We start from the raw sequence: 14791 nt of genomic DNA on the forward strand, positions 1-14791 counted from the left end.
CACTTCGATATGCACGAGGGCGCCACCTGCAGCGCCGCCGCAATCTCGCGATGCGTCTCGCCCGCAGCCCGGCGCGCCATCGCCCGCGCCCGAAGATCCATCGAGTAAGGAGCCGTCATCCCAGCTGGCCTCCCCCAGCAGCCAGGGTGAATCAGCTCTCCGCTGATTTGGGAACCCCGATTCCGCCAGAAAGGAACCCGCTCTAGCCCGAGCGGGCCGGCCTGGCGGCGCTGTTGGATCAGCGCTCACCTGAAGTTTCCCTAGCCGTCCGGCGATGCCATGGCGCACAGCGTCCAGGGCATATGGTAGGCGCATCTTTAACCTGGGCGATGCGGGGCAAGAGCTAGGATGGCTGCGCCGGAGTAAGTAATTCCAGATACGAAACACCGAGGGCCATCGCGACTTCGTAGATCGTTACGATTGTCGGGTTCCTACGGCCGCTTTCCAGACCGCTCAGATACTGCTGTGAAAAGCCGGACGCGGCCGCCAATTGCTCTTGGGTCCACCCTTTCGCGATCCGGGCTCGCCTAACGTTGTCCCCGACGAGCTGCCGCATATCCATGCGCGGAAACTCGATCAGCCCGTAGCGACAAGTTTATCAACTATAGTATGTATCCGCGCGAGCGCCGTGGATGATGCCGTTCAGAATCTGCGGTCGCGCTCCTCCGAACACCAGCACAGTCCCCACGCGAGGCCGCGATGAAGACCTGCCCTTTCTGCGCCAATCAAATCCAGGACGCGGCAATCCGCTGCCAGCATTGCCACGAGGACCTGCCGACCGAGGCCGGACCGCCGCCTCCCAGACCTGCAGCGGCGGGCGCAGCCGGGACCGGGGCCAGCGTCGCGCCCCGACCACCAAAGCCACGCCCTCACCCGTTGCTGATCCTGCTCGTGCTTGCCGGGGTGATCACCCTGGCCGTGATGGGCGGCGAGCAGTTCATGCACGGGCATATGCTGCCGGCGCTCGTCGCGGGGGCGTGTGTGGCCGCCTTCCTGGTGGCTGCCCCGATCGCCTGGTGGCTTGGCGACCTCTTCCGCCGTTTCGCCATGCCGTCGCTGGTGTTCGGATCCGGGGCGATGGACCTGGCCGGTCAGCGTCTATTCTGGATGGTGGGACCGCAGTCCCTGGGCGTGGGCTTGGCCTTCATCGCCTGTGTCGGCGTGGCGCGGGCGTTCGAAGGGACAAACCTGGCTTCGGCCGCGGCGCAGGCGGCAACACCGGCGCTCAGCGCCACAACTGTCGCGGCGGCGTCTGCGACTGACGGCGGTCCATCGGCGTCGGCGGCTGACCTGCAGGCGACAAGTGCGGGCGCCGCCAGCGAAGGTGTGGCCAGCGTCGCTGAATTCCCACCGGAGCCGAACCCGCAGCAGTACCCGCCGCGGCGCTTTGCCGGACCGGTGGTCACGCCGGACTTCTCCGATCACAGCAAGCCGTGGACCGCGTTCCGCTCGCGCATCACCGCAGCGGTGCAGGCTGGGTCGAACTTCGCCGGTGATGCGGCCATCGCCGAGTTCGGCTGCGGGACCAACTGTATGCGCGGCTATATCATCAACCTGCAGACGGGACAGGTGATCGACCTGCCCAAGGAAGGTGAGGACTTCTACAACCTCACCTATCGCTACGACGTCGGCAGCACCCTCCTGCGCACCCAGTGGGAAAGCCAGCCGGACCAGGCGCAGACCACCTGCTACCGCGCCTATTTCCAGTGGACCGGCAGCTCCTTCCTGGAGGCTGACAAACGCTCAGCGCCGGGAGCCTGCCCTGAAGGCTGATGGCGCGGCTGGCGTCCATCGCCGGCACTGTGGCGCCATCGGCAGCAATTCATGGGGAGCGACGGCGCGGAGGTCAGCAGACGCTGAACTTCGCGCTTCGTCGCGTGAACACCTCCCATCCGCCCCTTCAAGGGCGCGTCCATGTGGAGGCCCTCCTTGTCCGACATCCGCACTATTCCCCTCGCCGCCTGCAAGCTCGCGCCGGAGAACGCCCGCCAGGCGCGCGGGGACGTCGCCGGCCTGATGGCCTCGATCGCTTCCGAGAGCCTGCTCGATCCGCTGCACGTCTACCTGGAAGGCAAGGTCGCCATGGTCTGGGACGGCGGGCGACGGCTGAAGGCGCTGAAGGCCTTGCACAAGGCCAGGAAGCTGCCGGCGGACCTTGCCGAGGGTGTGCCGGTGCTGGTGTCGGAGAAGGACGCGGCGTGCCGGCAGTCGGTGGTGACCTTCGTGCGCGAGGGCTTGCATCCGGCCCGGGAATTCAAGGCCTACAAGGCGATGCTGGACAAGGGGGAGAGTCCGGAGCGGATCGGCGCAGCCATGGGGGTGGACACCCGGCGTGTGGCGCAGATCCTCAAGCTCGCCAACCTCGCGCCGGAGATCCTCGACGCCTTCGAGGCCGGCGACTTCAGCCTTGGCGCGGCGCAGGCCTTCACCCTGACGGATGACCACGAGCGGCAACGCCAGGTCCTGGCCGCCTGCCAGGGCTGGGTGCAGGCGCCGCGGGTGCGCCAGCTCCTGCAGCAGGGCATGACCTCGCCGCGGGAACGGCTGGCGAGGTTCGTGGGGCGTGAAGCCTATGAGGCCGCCGGCGGTGGCTTCCTGGTGGACCTCTTCACCGAGGGCGAGGAGGCGGAAGCCTGGACCGACAGCGGTCTGGTCGAGCGCCTCGCGACTGAGAAGATGGCCAAGGTGGTGGAGGACCTGAAGGCCGAGGGCTGGGGGTGGGTGGAGGTGCTGGAGCCCTACGACTTCGGCTGGGGGCATGGCTATGAGCGGGTGTCCGGATCACCTGTCGAGCTGGATGCCGAGGAGCAGGCGGCCTACGACGCGGCCGCCGAGGTGCTGGAGCATGAGGGCGCGGGGGTCGGCGAGCTCGATGCAGCCGCCGAGACCCTGGCGCGGCTGGAGGCCAAGATGGAGGCCGGCGGCCTCACCGCCGAGGAGAAGGCTGAGGCGGGCGTCTTCATCCAGCTGGATGCGGGCGGGTTGCTGACGATCCGGCGGGGTTACCGCAAGCGCCCTGAGGCGACAGGTGAGGCTGCCGGGAAGAAGGCTCAGGCCGCGGCGCCGCATGGTTGGGGACACACCGGTCACTGGCACATGACCCATATCGCCACGGCGGCGACACGGCATGCGCTGCTGAAGGATCCGGCGGCGGCCTACGACGTGCTGGTGGCGTCGCTGGCCTGGGAGATGTCTCACGCCATGCCGCGCGGCGGAGCGCTGAAGCTGCAGGCCAGGGGCGTACGCGTCAGCGACATCCCGGCCGAAGCGCGCCTGGCCGGTGAAGCGGACTGGACCAGCGTCTTCGCGGCCTGGCGGGAGCGGCTTCCGACGGAGAGCTTCGAGGACTGCTTCGACTTCGTCGTCGGGCTGCCGGCGGAGGAGAAGGCCGAGCTTCTCGCGCTGGGCGTGGGGCTGGGCCTGGATGCGGTCGAGCTGCGGCATGACCAGCGCCGGTCGGAGGCCTGGCGGCAGCTGGGTGTCTTCATGCGGCGGACTGGGGTCGATCTCGCAGGGGCCTGGCGCCCCGATGCGACCTTCCTGGCGCGAGGCACGCGCGATGCGCTGGTCGAGGCGCTGAGTGCGGAAGGCGTCACCGGGCCGCAGAAGGCGCGCAAGAGCGAGCTGGTAAGCCTATTGGCGGCTAAGGTCGCCGTGTCGCGCTGGTTGCCGGGCGTGCTGGCGCGGCAAGTCGCACGGTGACCTCCCTGCTTCGGCGCTTCGGCACGCGCAGCAGAGTGTTAATCCCCGACGCTGACCTGAAGGCCTGGGATAGCGCAGGACGCCCCTTGTCCGCTCCGGCTCCCTCGTCCAGGGCACGCGCTTTGACCTGCGTTTACTGCAGTTGCCTACGTCGCCAGCGCACGCTCAATCCGCGCCCTGGCGGTGGCACTGAGGCGGCGCACGCCGAACCGGCGGGCGATCTCCACGGGGTCAGTGCTTCCAGCTGCGCGCAGCTCGACGAGCGCAATGTCCTCGACCTGCCGGATGTCCTCGTCAGTTGCCGGAAAACGCGCTCGCACACCTTCCAGGAAGGCGTCTTCGCTGGCCCAGATGAAGGGTTCTGCATCGCCGTCGGCGTCCACGTGGTGGCGCGCCCTGACCAGTGTCATGACCCGCTCCCGGATGACGCCGCCGGCGCGCGCAAACGCGTGAGCGCGCGCCAGCCGTTGAACGAGGTTGATCTGCGCGATTGGTCCTTCGGACGCGACGACATGCTCGATGAGCTGGCGCAAGGTCTCATCGTACTGCGGTTCATAGAAGTTGGCCGGGTCGATTTGGTGCGCCAGACCCTTGAAGTCAGTTATCCGGTAGAGCCCGTCGCTCGTCGCGCCAGGCGATGGCGCCTCCTCTGGCAGCACCGGAGCGGGCGACCCAGCCACTGCTGCGGGGGAGGCGTAGGTCGCCAGGTCCTGAGGCGCTTCGAACTCTAGGTTCAGGCTGGACTCTGGGGGCGGGCCGTTGTCCTCCGGCGTCACGGCGGGCAGCTCATCGATGGCTGCAGCCCCGGCAGACTCAGCCTGGGCGCGCGTGACGCGGTCGGCTTCCAGAAGCGCTTCCAAGGCCTGGTGGGTCTTGTCCGCGGCGCGCTCGCGATCGGTCCACCACTCTGTCGACCAGACCCGAAGCAGTTTCCAGCCGAGGTTTTCCAGGATTGACGCCCGAACCTTGTCGCGGTCACGGGCAGTCGCGGCGCTGTGGTAGGTCGCGCCGTCGCACTCCACCCCCGCCAGGTAGTCACCCGGCCTGTCAGGGTGGACGACGCCCAGGTCGATCCGGAACTTCGAGACGCCGACCTGAGGAACCACAGTCCAGCCACGGTCGCGCAACGCATTGGCCACCGCCTGCTCGAAAGGCGATTCCACATCGCCAAGCGACCCGCGGTTCGCCTGGGCGATCGCCTTGGGACCCCGCTCGGCATATTCGATGAACTGCTTGAGGTCGGCGACCGCTTGCTGGCTTGTCCGCGTGAGATCGATCATCCCCGCGTCAAATGATGTGAAAAGCACCATTTCCTGTCGGGCGCGGGTGACGGCGACGTTCAGCCTGCGCCATCCGCCGTCGGTGTTCAGTTTGCCAAAGCCCATCGACATCGTCTGGCCATGCGGGTCCGTCGGACCAAACCCCACGCCGATCAGGATCACGTCGCGCTCATCGCCCTGGGCAGTCTCAAGGTTGCGGACCACCACCGGCTCGAGGCGGTCATCGCGGAAGTGTGGCTCGATCTCAGGATAAGCGCGGCGGGCCCGGTCCAGCAGATCCTCTACGAGCCGCATCTGCTCAATGTTCATGGTGATCACGCCTAGCGATAGCGGCTGCCCCTGCCCATCGACGAACTTCGGATCGCGCAGCCTTCGCACAGCCTCTTCGACGATCGCCCTGGCCTCGATGGCATTGGTTCGCTCAGCGCCGCGCGCCCAGACTCCCTGCACGCGGACCCAGGAGACGGCGGTGGGCCGCCTCTGCGGCGCGGGGAACGTCACAAGGCGGCTGTCGTAGTAGCGGTGGTTGGAGAAGGCGATCAGGCTTTCGTGGCGGCTGCGGTAGTGCCAGTCCAGGCTGTGCTGGGGGACACCGGCCGCAAGGCATTCCTCAAGGATTGAGGAGAGATCCGCCTCCGTCCCGTCGCCGTCGCTCCCACCGTCAGCACTGCGCTGGAAGTCATTGGAAGGCGGCATCTGCCGGGGATCACCGGCAATCACCACCTGCTTACCCCGCGCCATGGCGCCGATGGCGTCCCAGGGCGTGATCTGGGAGGCTTCGTCAAAGATCACGAGGTCGAACAGCGCCTGATCGGCGGGGAGGTACTGCGCGATCGAAAGCGGGCTCATCAGCATGCAGGGCGCAAGCCGCGTGAAGGCATCACCCATCTCCGCCGCCAGTTGCCGGATCGGCTTGTGCTGGCGTTGGAGCTGCAACTGGTGCCGCAGCACGCCGTAACCGTCCTTGCGACTGGCCTCCGACTTGTCCGGGATGAGGCCGCAGATCTTTGCACGGATGAAGCGGCTTGAGAGTTCCGACAGGCGCTCGTCCACAGCCCGAAATCGCTGAATTCGGTCCATCTGCTCATTGCCGGCGAAAGTCTTCAGCAGCGGCTCTTCATCCATTCGCCTGGCGGCGAACCAGAACGCATATCCCAGCTCCAACGCGCGAGAGGCGTCCTCTGGGGCGGTCAGGCCTGTTTCCAGCGCTTCCACCAAAGGACTGAGGCTCAAAGCCACGGCCTCGCCGCGAACGCGTCTCCAGTTGGCCCAGTCGCGCAGCCGCCGGCTATTGTTGACGATGGCCAGGGCCTGCGCACGAAGCGCCGCAAACCCGTTCTCGGCCGAGCTTTGGGCGAGCCGATGGTATCGCGATGCGCCGGCTTCATAGGCCTCAAGAGCGCGGGCCAGCCGCGAGGCCGCCCTGGCGATTGGACCCTCCGGGTCAAGAAGCTCGTTGGACTCCACGACGAGCGCAGCAGCGGAGCGCTTCAGGGCAGCGAGCTCGTCTGGTCCGCCCGCTTCCGCGGCGATCGCTGCGCGCAGACGCTCAGCCCGGCCAATCGCCGCTTCGACATCGACGGCGTTCGTTTCAAGGCCATTCCAGCCGGTCACACCAGACGCGCGCGGCGCCAGGCCGCTCATGGTGGCGAGGAGGTCACGCATGACCGCCAGACGCGGCAGGTCAGCGTCAGGGCGAACCTTGCCGGCTGCCCCACCCTCACGCGCCAGGTCGCGTGCAACCCGCCCTTTGGCGAACATCGACAGAGGCCAGACCTGTCCACAGGCCTTCGACCAGGCCGCGCGCAGGGCATCGACCGGAATGCGTGCTGCGGCCTTCTCTACATAGCGGACGGACAGCGCAGCCTCTTCTGCTCGGTACCGCTCCAGATGCTGCAGGCCCTCACGGGCTGCGACCACCTGGTCGGCCATCACCGGGGAGAAGGCGAGCCGATCATCGCGCGAGAAGCTCTGAAGAAGTGTCCGCACGAAGGCCAGGCGACGGCCAAGTGCAAAGGCATCCTCTCCCGGCAGCGGCAGGCCACAGGCGGTACGCAGCCCTTGTGCAGCCTGTTCGAGCTCGTCGAGCAATGCCGGGATCGCGCTCGCGGCCGCGATCACCTCATCCTGCCATGCATTCGACCATTCGCTGGCCGCAACATCATTCATGTCCGCGGGGATGTCGCTCACCTCAGCACGCGCCAGGCCAAGGCGGCGCGCCACATCGCGGAGAGCAGCTATATCCTCGGCGTGGTGATCGACGTCGGGTCCAAAGTCGAAGCGCAGCGCGCACTCAGGCCCCTCGCGCACGACAAGGCCGATGGCCTGCTGGATCGTCCAGCCGTTGGCCTGACGCCGGTGCAACAGGCGAACCAGGGCGTTGAGGCTGTCGCGCAGCGCCCTGGCTTCCAACGCCTCCTCCTCCCACTCCTCTGCGGTCATCGCGTCGCGTGTCGACCAAGCCTGGTCGAGCTGGCGCAGGACTGCCGTCTTGGTTGCCTTCGCCGAATGAAGCTCAAGGCAGAACGGACCAAGGCCTTTGTCTGCCAGGCGCCGTTGCACCACCTCCAGCGCCGCCCGCTTTTCCGCGACGAACAGCACCCGACGCCCCAGGGCCAGGTTGTGCGCGATCATGTTGGCGATAGTCTGGGATTTCCCACAGCCTGGCGGGCCGTCCAGCACAAAACTCTGCCCTCTTGCGGAGGCGACAATCGCGGCAAGCTGGGAGCTGTCTGCCGGCAGGGGTGTGAAAAGGTCGGCCGGCGTCAGTTCATCGTCGAGGCTTTCGGGCCTCGGGAACTTCTCCCGGTCACCAAATTCGTCGCCGCCACGCTCGATGATGTGTTTGACGAGCGGGCTCTGCTTGAGGTGGTCGGCACGGTCGACCAGGTCCTTCCACATCAGGTACTTGGCGAAGGAGAAGGTGCCGACCACGAGGTCGGGGATCACCTCAAAGCCCGGCATTTCACGCACCGCAGACCGCACGATCCTCCAGATTCCATCCAGATCGATGCCGTGCTCGTCCTTTGGCAGCTCGCCCTCAAGCCCGGGGGTGGCCAGGTCGAAGTCCTGACGCAGGAGCTCCAGCAGGGTCAGGTTGAACCGGGGCTCGTCCTCATGCTGGACCATCACCACGCCGGATAGCGCACTGCGGCGCTCCAGCTTCACCGGAAGCAGGATCAGGGGCGCTCTATAGACCTTGTCCTCAGCGGCCGACTTCCTCCACTTCAGGAACCCCAGGGCCAGGTAGAGGGTGTTTGTGCCGCCTTCTTCGAGATCGGTCCGTGCTTTGCGGTAGAGCTCGACCAGCTGGGCGTCGAGCTTGTCCTTTGCGAGTGTGGAGAGCACTTCGTTGCGCTCAAGCATCTGCCGGGCGACCTCGTCGCGCAGACTCGTCTGCGTCTGGCGCTCATAGGTGGCCTCATCGCGCCCGCCCACCTCCAGGTCCGGCATGGCGCCGATCTTCAGCTTGTGGCCAGAGGCCAGGAGGTCTTCGAGTTTGCCGGGCTCCGGACAGTGCAGGCGCAGCACCTTTGCGCTCTCAGGAACATGCAGGAGCCGGTTGGAGGTGGTCAGGTTCAGAAGCTTGCGCTGCCACTGACGAATGCGGTCACCCGGGGTGTCGGCCTCGGCTTCAACCTCGACGTCGAACGCCGGCAAAAGCGGCGCGTCCTGCAGGCCCTCGGCGGTGGTCTGGCCCGTATCGACCTTATCCTTTGGCCCGACGGCCACGCCGAGAGGCCAGATGCGCTGCATGCGCGCGCGGTGAATGTCCACCGCCATCTCAAAGCTGCCGTCCAGGGGTTCTGCGAGCTGTCGGCGCGCCGCATCGATCGCCGCCATGAAGCTGGCTGGCGGATCGTTTGTGGCGAGGGTCGTCTCGAAGACCAGAAGGTCATCCAGGTCGATACGCCGCCGCAGCGCCGCAGCCTCGTCGGTCAGGATGCTCGCAAACTCCAGCGGCTGGAGCCAGACCCCGGTAAAGGCGTGGCCCTTGGTCAGGATGACCAGGGGGTGAAGGCCGGCCTGCTCAAGAGCCGCCGAAAACAGAAGCGCCGTGTCCAGGCACGTGGCCACCCGACCATCGAGGATGGCGCCAGGCGTGCGGATCTTCTGTCCCTGCCGCTCGAAGCTCGCTGGCGGCAGGGCGTACGACAGGCGAAGCCCACAGGCCGCAGACCAGATTGCGGAGGCCACCAGCCAGACGCGGGCGCGCTCCTTGCTGCGGTATCCATCCAGCTCGGAAGGCTTTCCCGCACGTCGCAGCGCATCGGAGGCCGACTTCAGGACGCGGTCGACCGCCGGGTCGTTGGGCATCGAGAATGCAGGCAGGAGCTCGGCCATGGCTGACGAGCCGCCCCACTGGTTGTGGGCCAGTAGCTCAACAGAGGCGTCCTTGCGGGCCAGCTCTTCGCCGTCCTGCGAATGCAGGGTGAGCGTGATCGAGCCGGCGACGCTTTCGGTCAGACCACTGAGCAGGGTCGCATTCAGCTGAACGTCGCGATCGGCGATGACCAGCTCGTCTCCTGGCGCGAGGCGATCGAGGCGCCAGGTCTTCTGCTGGACGAAGGGGGGATCTGCTGAAAGGCGAAGCTCGCAGTGCTCTATAGCGTCGTCGCCGGCGGCGTGGAGTTTCAGCTCACGCACCAACGGCACAGCGTTCTGGTGCGATGCGAAGCCGACCTTGGACGCGATGGTCCCGACGATCTCGAAAGTCATGACCTGAACCCCCGCCCTTTGCAACTTTAGGTCGGAGCGTGGTCCTTCGCCAAATGCTCGCTGCCGAAATTGGCGCTTATGGCTGGGTTAGCGCACTAACCTCATTTGGGTCGTTGCCGACAGCAAACATCGATGCTGCGGTAGCCGAGGCAAGACGGCCGACGGCGCTTAAGCCGCCGCTTTGAACCGTTCGAATCGTAGCGCGAGACGGTCTCGGTCCGGCCGATCCTGTTCCCGCCTCGGAAGGCGAAGCGTTCCGCCCGCCAGCGCTTTAATCGCTTCGAGCATCGGTCCATCGTTCTGGGCCAACAATCGTTCGGAGACATGCAAGCGGTAGTCAGGGTCGATGCCGATGAGATGCGCATCGAACGCGGCATGGTGGATTTTGGACAGGGGAATGCCATTGCGCACAATCGGCTGACCAAGCCGCGCATCAATATCAGCAACGATATGGGCCGCATCGAGCAGCATGGGCTCCGGCAGGCCGGATAGCGCGCAACGGCCCCGGTACGCGCCGATAACGGCGGCCCTGAATGTCGCTTGGTGTAGCCTTTGCTTGACAGTTCGCAGCGCGTAGCGCCGCTCTGAAGTATCGCGCGGCGGAACGATAGTCCCCTCCACGGGAAGGCCAAAGGCAATCCGCGCCTTCAGAGTTTGGGAATCCCAATCAGCAATGAAGGCCGGCATCATGGCCTCGTAGCGGCCAGGTGCGACGCCCAAGAAATAGATGATTGGGATTTGATTTTCGAATGCTTCTCGAAGCCACCGATTGTCGGCCGCGTCTGGGTTTGTCCCCATGAAAGCGTAGTCGACGACATCGTCGCCCTCATAGATTTGGCGATGCACTTCACGTTGATCGTCGTACCAAACTCGGTTTCCGCTCTTTGGAAACACAGTGTTGATGGACAACAGAAAGCGCATCTGGCGGGGCTTAAAGATCCCGCGCCTCGGATTGAGAAGGGGGTAGCGCAGGCCATCCGACAGGAAGCCCTCGCCCAATTGCTGGGCTGTGAGGGGATTGTGTATTTCGCCAAGCCGCTTCACGCGTTCGAACGCGGCCAGACGCAGTCGTTCCTCTAGCCCGCTATCCGACATCCAATGCGTCGCCCCGCGACCAACCGATTAGCACGAGCATGCTGACATCGACCCCTATGATACCGTAGGCCCGCGCTTCACCTTCTCCAAGACGGCGCTAAGACGTGGGCAACTTGTCGTTATGTCCCACTTTCGCCTCCTTCGCCCTTCTTCAGTCTGCCGCTGAGCAACACCCAAGCGAGGGTTGGGCTGACGGATCGGTCGCCAGCGCCGTCAGGCGCTGCGAAAATCCCTGCGACGACGAGACATCAATTGTAGCCGTCGTCAGGTAACTACTCGCATTCCTCACTCGATGACGATTCAGAGCCCCCTCGCTGCAGGTGAGCTCCGCATGATGGGGATACAGCAGCATCAACCGATTGCAGCGGTAGACCTGACCATAGGCCATCATCTGGTACACGTCGGCTTGGCTCACGCCCTTCTTCGGGTCGTCGATGCGGCTGCTGAGTCGCTTCCACTTGGTGTCGATGATCAATTCGACAGCGCCACCGCGCTTGATCAGGATGTCGGGCTTGGTCATGAACCGGTTCGAACCGCTTGGCGTCTCCTCCAGGCAATAGAGACGCCCTCCCTGGACATGCACCGATAGCGGTGTGCCGGCGAGCGCCAGCTTCATGCTGCGGGCGATGAACGCCTCAAACAGGGTGTTCATCTCAAAGAGGAGCGAAAACCCTCCATCCGATCCGGCCGAGGTTGTCTGGAAGCGTTCGCCGAGAAGGAGTCGGGCGAGGCTAACCAGCTCACGCCATTGGGCATTCGTCCGATCGAGCACCACCTCATTCCAGGGGAGGATCTGGCGGGGCACGTCAGAGATGTCCGCGTACGTGAAGGTGAGCTCGCGCAGGCGTCGCTGGTTGGCGCTGCTTCGCGACACCTTTGCCAGCAGCCCGACCGCCGCCTTCATGATCTGGTTGAGCGCAACGTCGGGAGATAGCACGTCGTAGCGGCAGGCGAGGGTCTGAGGGGTGGCGAGCAGCGCGGTGAATTGGCGGGTCATATTAAGCCGCCCACGCAAGACAGGGAGATCGTCCTCGCAGGCGATGTAGCGCCGCGGCATGCCCTGGCGCACCGCATCGGAGAGCTTGGCCGCAAAGAGGCCGATTAGGATTTCCAGCAGGCTCTCGCGCTGCCATCCCAGTTCCGTGACGGCCCCGGTGGCGATCTTCAGGTCAAGGGCGACGGCCAGCATATGAACGAGCCGCTTGCGGATCGGTGCGATCGCCGGTTCGCCATCTTGCGTCGGGAAGTCGATTTTCGGCAGGATTTCCAGACTGCAGCCATCAGCGACGACGACACCCACCACCTGGCCGGCCTTCAACCCACTTCGACCTTCGCTCAGCACGCGGCCGCCCCCCTCACCAGCCAACGCCGATCTCCTGGCCACAGCGGCGAGACGCCGAGCGGCATCCCTGGGGATGGAAGCGTCTGTGTCGCCGTAAGGTAGCGACCTCCATTCCAAGACGGTTCGCCGGATCATGCGCGCATCGGGTAGGCGTCGGCTGCAAACTCGCTGCGCACCGACCACCGATAGCGGGGATCTTCAGGCTCATCGTCCAGACTATCGGGCGCCTTCAGCTCCTGCCGCAGGATGAAGCGGCCTTCCCCTTGCGCATCGCCGAGCACGGCAGCCACCTTCGACCAGTCTTCGTAGAAGTACTCCGCCAAAAGCGGGATTACCCTTTGCCGCATGAGGTCGTGCACGTCCTGGAGCGTTTCGCAGGCCATGAAGTAGGCGTGGCCGATCTGGTGATCGCGGTCGAAGAGGTACTCGATGCGGTCGTTGATCTGGGTCAGCAGGGTCACAAGGTCGACGCCAGTCCGTTCCGATGCCGTCTGGAGCAACTTCGGGTTCGGCATCAGTTCGCGAAACTCGAACCGGCGGCGAAGGGCGGTGTCCAGGAGGGCGATGGACCGGTCGGCCGTGTTCATGGTTCCGATCACGTGGAGGTTGGCTGGAACGCCAAATCGCTTCTTCGAGTAGGGCAGCAGTACCGTCGGACCACCGCCGTCGGGGCGCAGCCGCTTGTCCGGCTCCAACAGCGTAATCAGCTCGCCAAAGACCTTGGAGATATTCGCTCGGTTGATCTCGTCGATGATCAGTACGAACTGCTCAGTGGTAGAAGGCTTCGGCGCCTCTCTCGATAGGTAGCGGTTTATGCCGGCCACGTTCAAAAGCCCGGGTATCAGGCTGTACAGGGTCTTCATCGAGAAGTGCTTGTTGTAGATCTCCTCCACCGGCACGCCTTCCGGATCTGACCAAAGCCAGCGCACCGCGCGCCGATGCGGATAGCCACCGTCCTCGCGCGGCACATACTCGTAAGGCCCAGCGACAATCCCTATCGCCCTGAAGCTGCCGTTGCCCTTTGAGACGACGACCAAATCGCCTTCGCGCATGACATTGCGAAAGACGTAAGGACATTGGACCCTGGCGTTCTTGGCCGTTGGCGCGGCCTCCTCGGGAAACTTCTGCGCCCAAGCCTCGATGATCGCCTCGGTGGTCGCAAAGCGATCGTCCGACCAGTCGATGTCGCCAAAGCCCAGGAGGATGCAGTCCTCGGCGATAGCGTCCTCGAAGACGTAGGCATCGTCAGCGTTGGCGGCTTCTCCGAGGGACATTTTGAAGACCCGGTTCGGATCGAACAACGGCTGCGTGGCGCCGGTGGTCGCCTTCCCCATTTCCGCCCGTTGCGCCAGCCGCCTGAAGACGCCCATTTCCGGCTTCAGCTGGAAGCCCGCCTGGCCCTCGATCGGCTCAGGGCGCAAGCACTCCACGAACTCCTCGTAACCGAAGGACTGGTGGAAGGTGATGAACTCAACCTGGTTGGCTTCGACCAGGCGCTCGTACTCGGCGACGACCGCCTCTCGGTCGTTGAGGTTGATTGCTGGGTTGCAGAGGCGCACGGCCTCGGCCGCCGTCGCGAAGGTTTTGCCCGTGCCTGGGGGCCCGTACAGGATGAGGTTGGTCGGCTTGGGCGATGGGGGCATGGACCGGGTGTCCTGGGCTGGATCTGAAGACGCTGGCTTGGCCTGATCCCGCGCGCTCTTCGACGCGCCGTACCAATCCAAAAGCCGATCGAGCTCGCTCCAGGAGCGAACCCGCACGAGCGCCACGGGTTGGGGGTCGCCCGCAGCGTGATTCAGGCGCCCCGGCAAGCCATGATGGCGGTTGCGCCTGGCCGGGTAGAGCTGGTGTTCAAGACCAGCGGGCAAGGGCGTGGATGCTTCCACCCAAAGCTGGGCCGCGTCTCTTTCCCGGTCCAGCGCGACCTCGCGAGCGTCGCCCAGCTGGAAGGCCAGGATCTTCTTCACATGCTTGGTCGGCTCCCCGAGCCTTGCGCGAAGGACTTCTTCGACGGCCTCGAGCGTGAAGGGCCCGGCGTTGAGATCAAAGGTGAAGGTCGTCGCAGGACTGTCGTCAGCACCCTGCTGGATAGGAGCGATGAGGTCCGCCTCTTCATGGAGCTTCTTTCCCAAAAGCACCTGACAAATGTTCCGCGAGCCTTGCTCAAGCCCCAGCGCATCCTTCACATCGCGCACCTTCACCACGACCACGTCGTCGCCGCGTTCTCTGGCAGGGGTAATGTAGGTTTCAATGACGTGCGCGCGGATCCGATCGGCGATGCTCTCCCCCGTTGGAGCGGCGCCATTCCGGAACGCAGCGTATTGGCGAAGCCAGCTGACACAGTTGCTGAGCCGCTTGTGCGGGTTTTCCGAGTTGGGCATCAACGCGCGAAATTGGGCGCCGCCAGCCGCCGCATCCGTCTTCACGCGCTTAAGCGCCGAGATGGCGGCGCTCAGTCCGTCCTGGCTAAAGGCGTCGTCCAGGTTGGCCGCGCCCACGCCAAGAGCCGTGAGATTGCGCTCGACGACCTTGAGCATCTGGGTGCGCGTGGCGGCGCTGTTTTGCGCTACGCCACGGCCCGTTAGCCAGTTTCGATATCCTTCGTCGTCCACCCTCACGCCTCACATCTTGGCCGAGCCGGCCGCATAGTTGC

Annotated in this window: 7 protein-coding genes; 2 read left to right on the forward strand and 5 right to left on the reverse strand. The window is 65.2% G+C overall.

Features of this window, described 5'->3' with window-relative positions; all coding sequences use genetic code 11:
• Window positions 1–343: 343 nt before the first annotated feature.
• Window positions 344–562 carry a helix-turn-helix domain-containing protein gene (locus ACO2Q3_RS12465; protein ID WP_423306947.1) on the reverse strand — a complete coding sequence of 73 codons (219 nt, stop codon included), beginning with the start codon at window positions 560–562 and terminating at the stop codon, window positions 344–346.
• Between the two features lie 314 nt (window positions 563–876).
• Between ACO2Q3_RS12465 and ACO2Q3_RS12470 the strand changes: the two genes are divergently transcribed.
• Together ACO2Q3_RS12470 and ACO2Q3_RS12475 are read left to right on the forward strand one after the other, a co-directional pair.
• Entirely contained in the window at window positions 877–1773 is an 897-nt protein-coding gene (locus tag ACO2Q3_RS12470) for a hypothetical protein (protein ID WP_423306948.1), read from the forward strand.
• 156 nt (window positions 1774–1929) lie between these two features.
• Complete coding sequence (locus tag ACO2Q3_RS12475) at window positions 1930–3702, forward strand: ParB/RepB/Spo0J family partition protein (protein WP_423306949.1); 1773 nt, start codon at window positions 1930–1932, stop codon at window positions 3700–3702.
• Window positions 3703–3848: 146 nt separating this feature from the next.
• On the opposite strand, the gene ACO2Q3_RS12480 is transcribed toward ACO2Q3_RS12475, so the two are convergent.
• The 4 genes from ACO2Q3_RS12480 to ACO2Q3_RS12495 all read right to left on the reverse strand — a co-directional run bounded on the left by ACO2Q3_RS12480 (window position 3849) and on the right by ACO2Q3_RS12495 (window position 14750).
• Entirely contained in the window at window positions 3849–9701 is a 5853-nt protein-coding gene (locus ACO2Q3_RS12480; RefSeq protein WP_423306950.1) for a DUF3320 domain-containing protein, read from the reverse strand.
• Window positions 9702–9869: 168 nt separating this feature from the next.
• Window positions 9870–10796: an HNH endonuclease gene (locus ACO2Q3_RS12485; protein WP_423306951.1), complete on the reverse strand. Its 927-nt coding sequence runs from the start codon at window positions 10794–10796 to the stop codon at window positions 9870–9872.
• Between the two features lie 151 nt (window positions 10797–10947).
• A complete protein-coding gene (locus ACO2Q3_RS12490) occupies window positions 10948–12162 on the reverse strand; it encodes an McrC family protein (RefSeq protein WP_423306952.1) in 1215 nt (404 codons plus the stop codon).
• A 107-nt stretch (window positions 12163–12269) separates the two neighbouring features.
• A complete protein-coding gene (locus ACO2Q3_RS12495) occupies window positions 12270–14750 on the reverse strand; it encodes an AAA family ATPase (protein WP_423306953.1) in 2481 nt (826 codons plus the stop codon).
• Window positions 14751–14791: the final 41 nt, after the last annotated feature.

Source organism: Caulobacter sp. KR2-114, from assembly GCF_049446115.1.
GTDB lineage: Bacteria > Pseudomonadota > Alphaproteobacteria > Caulobacterales > Caulobacteraceae > Acaudatibacter.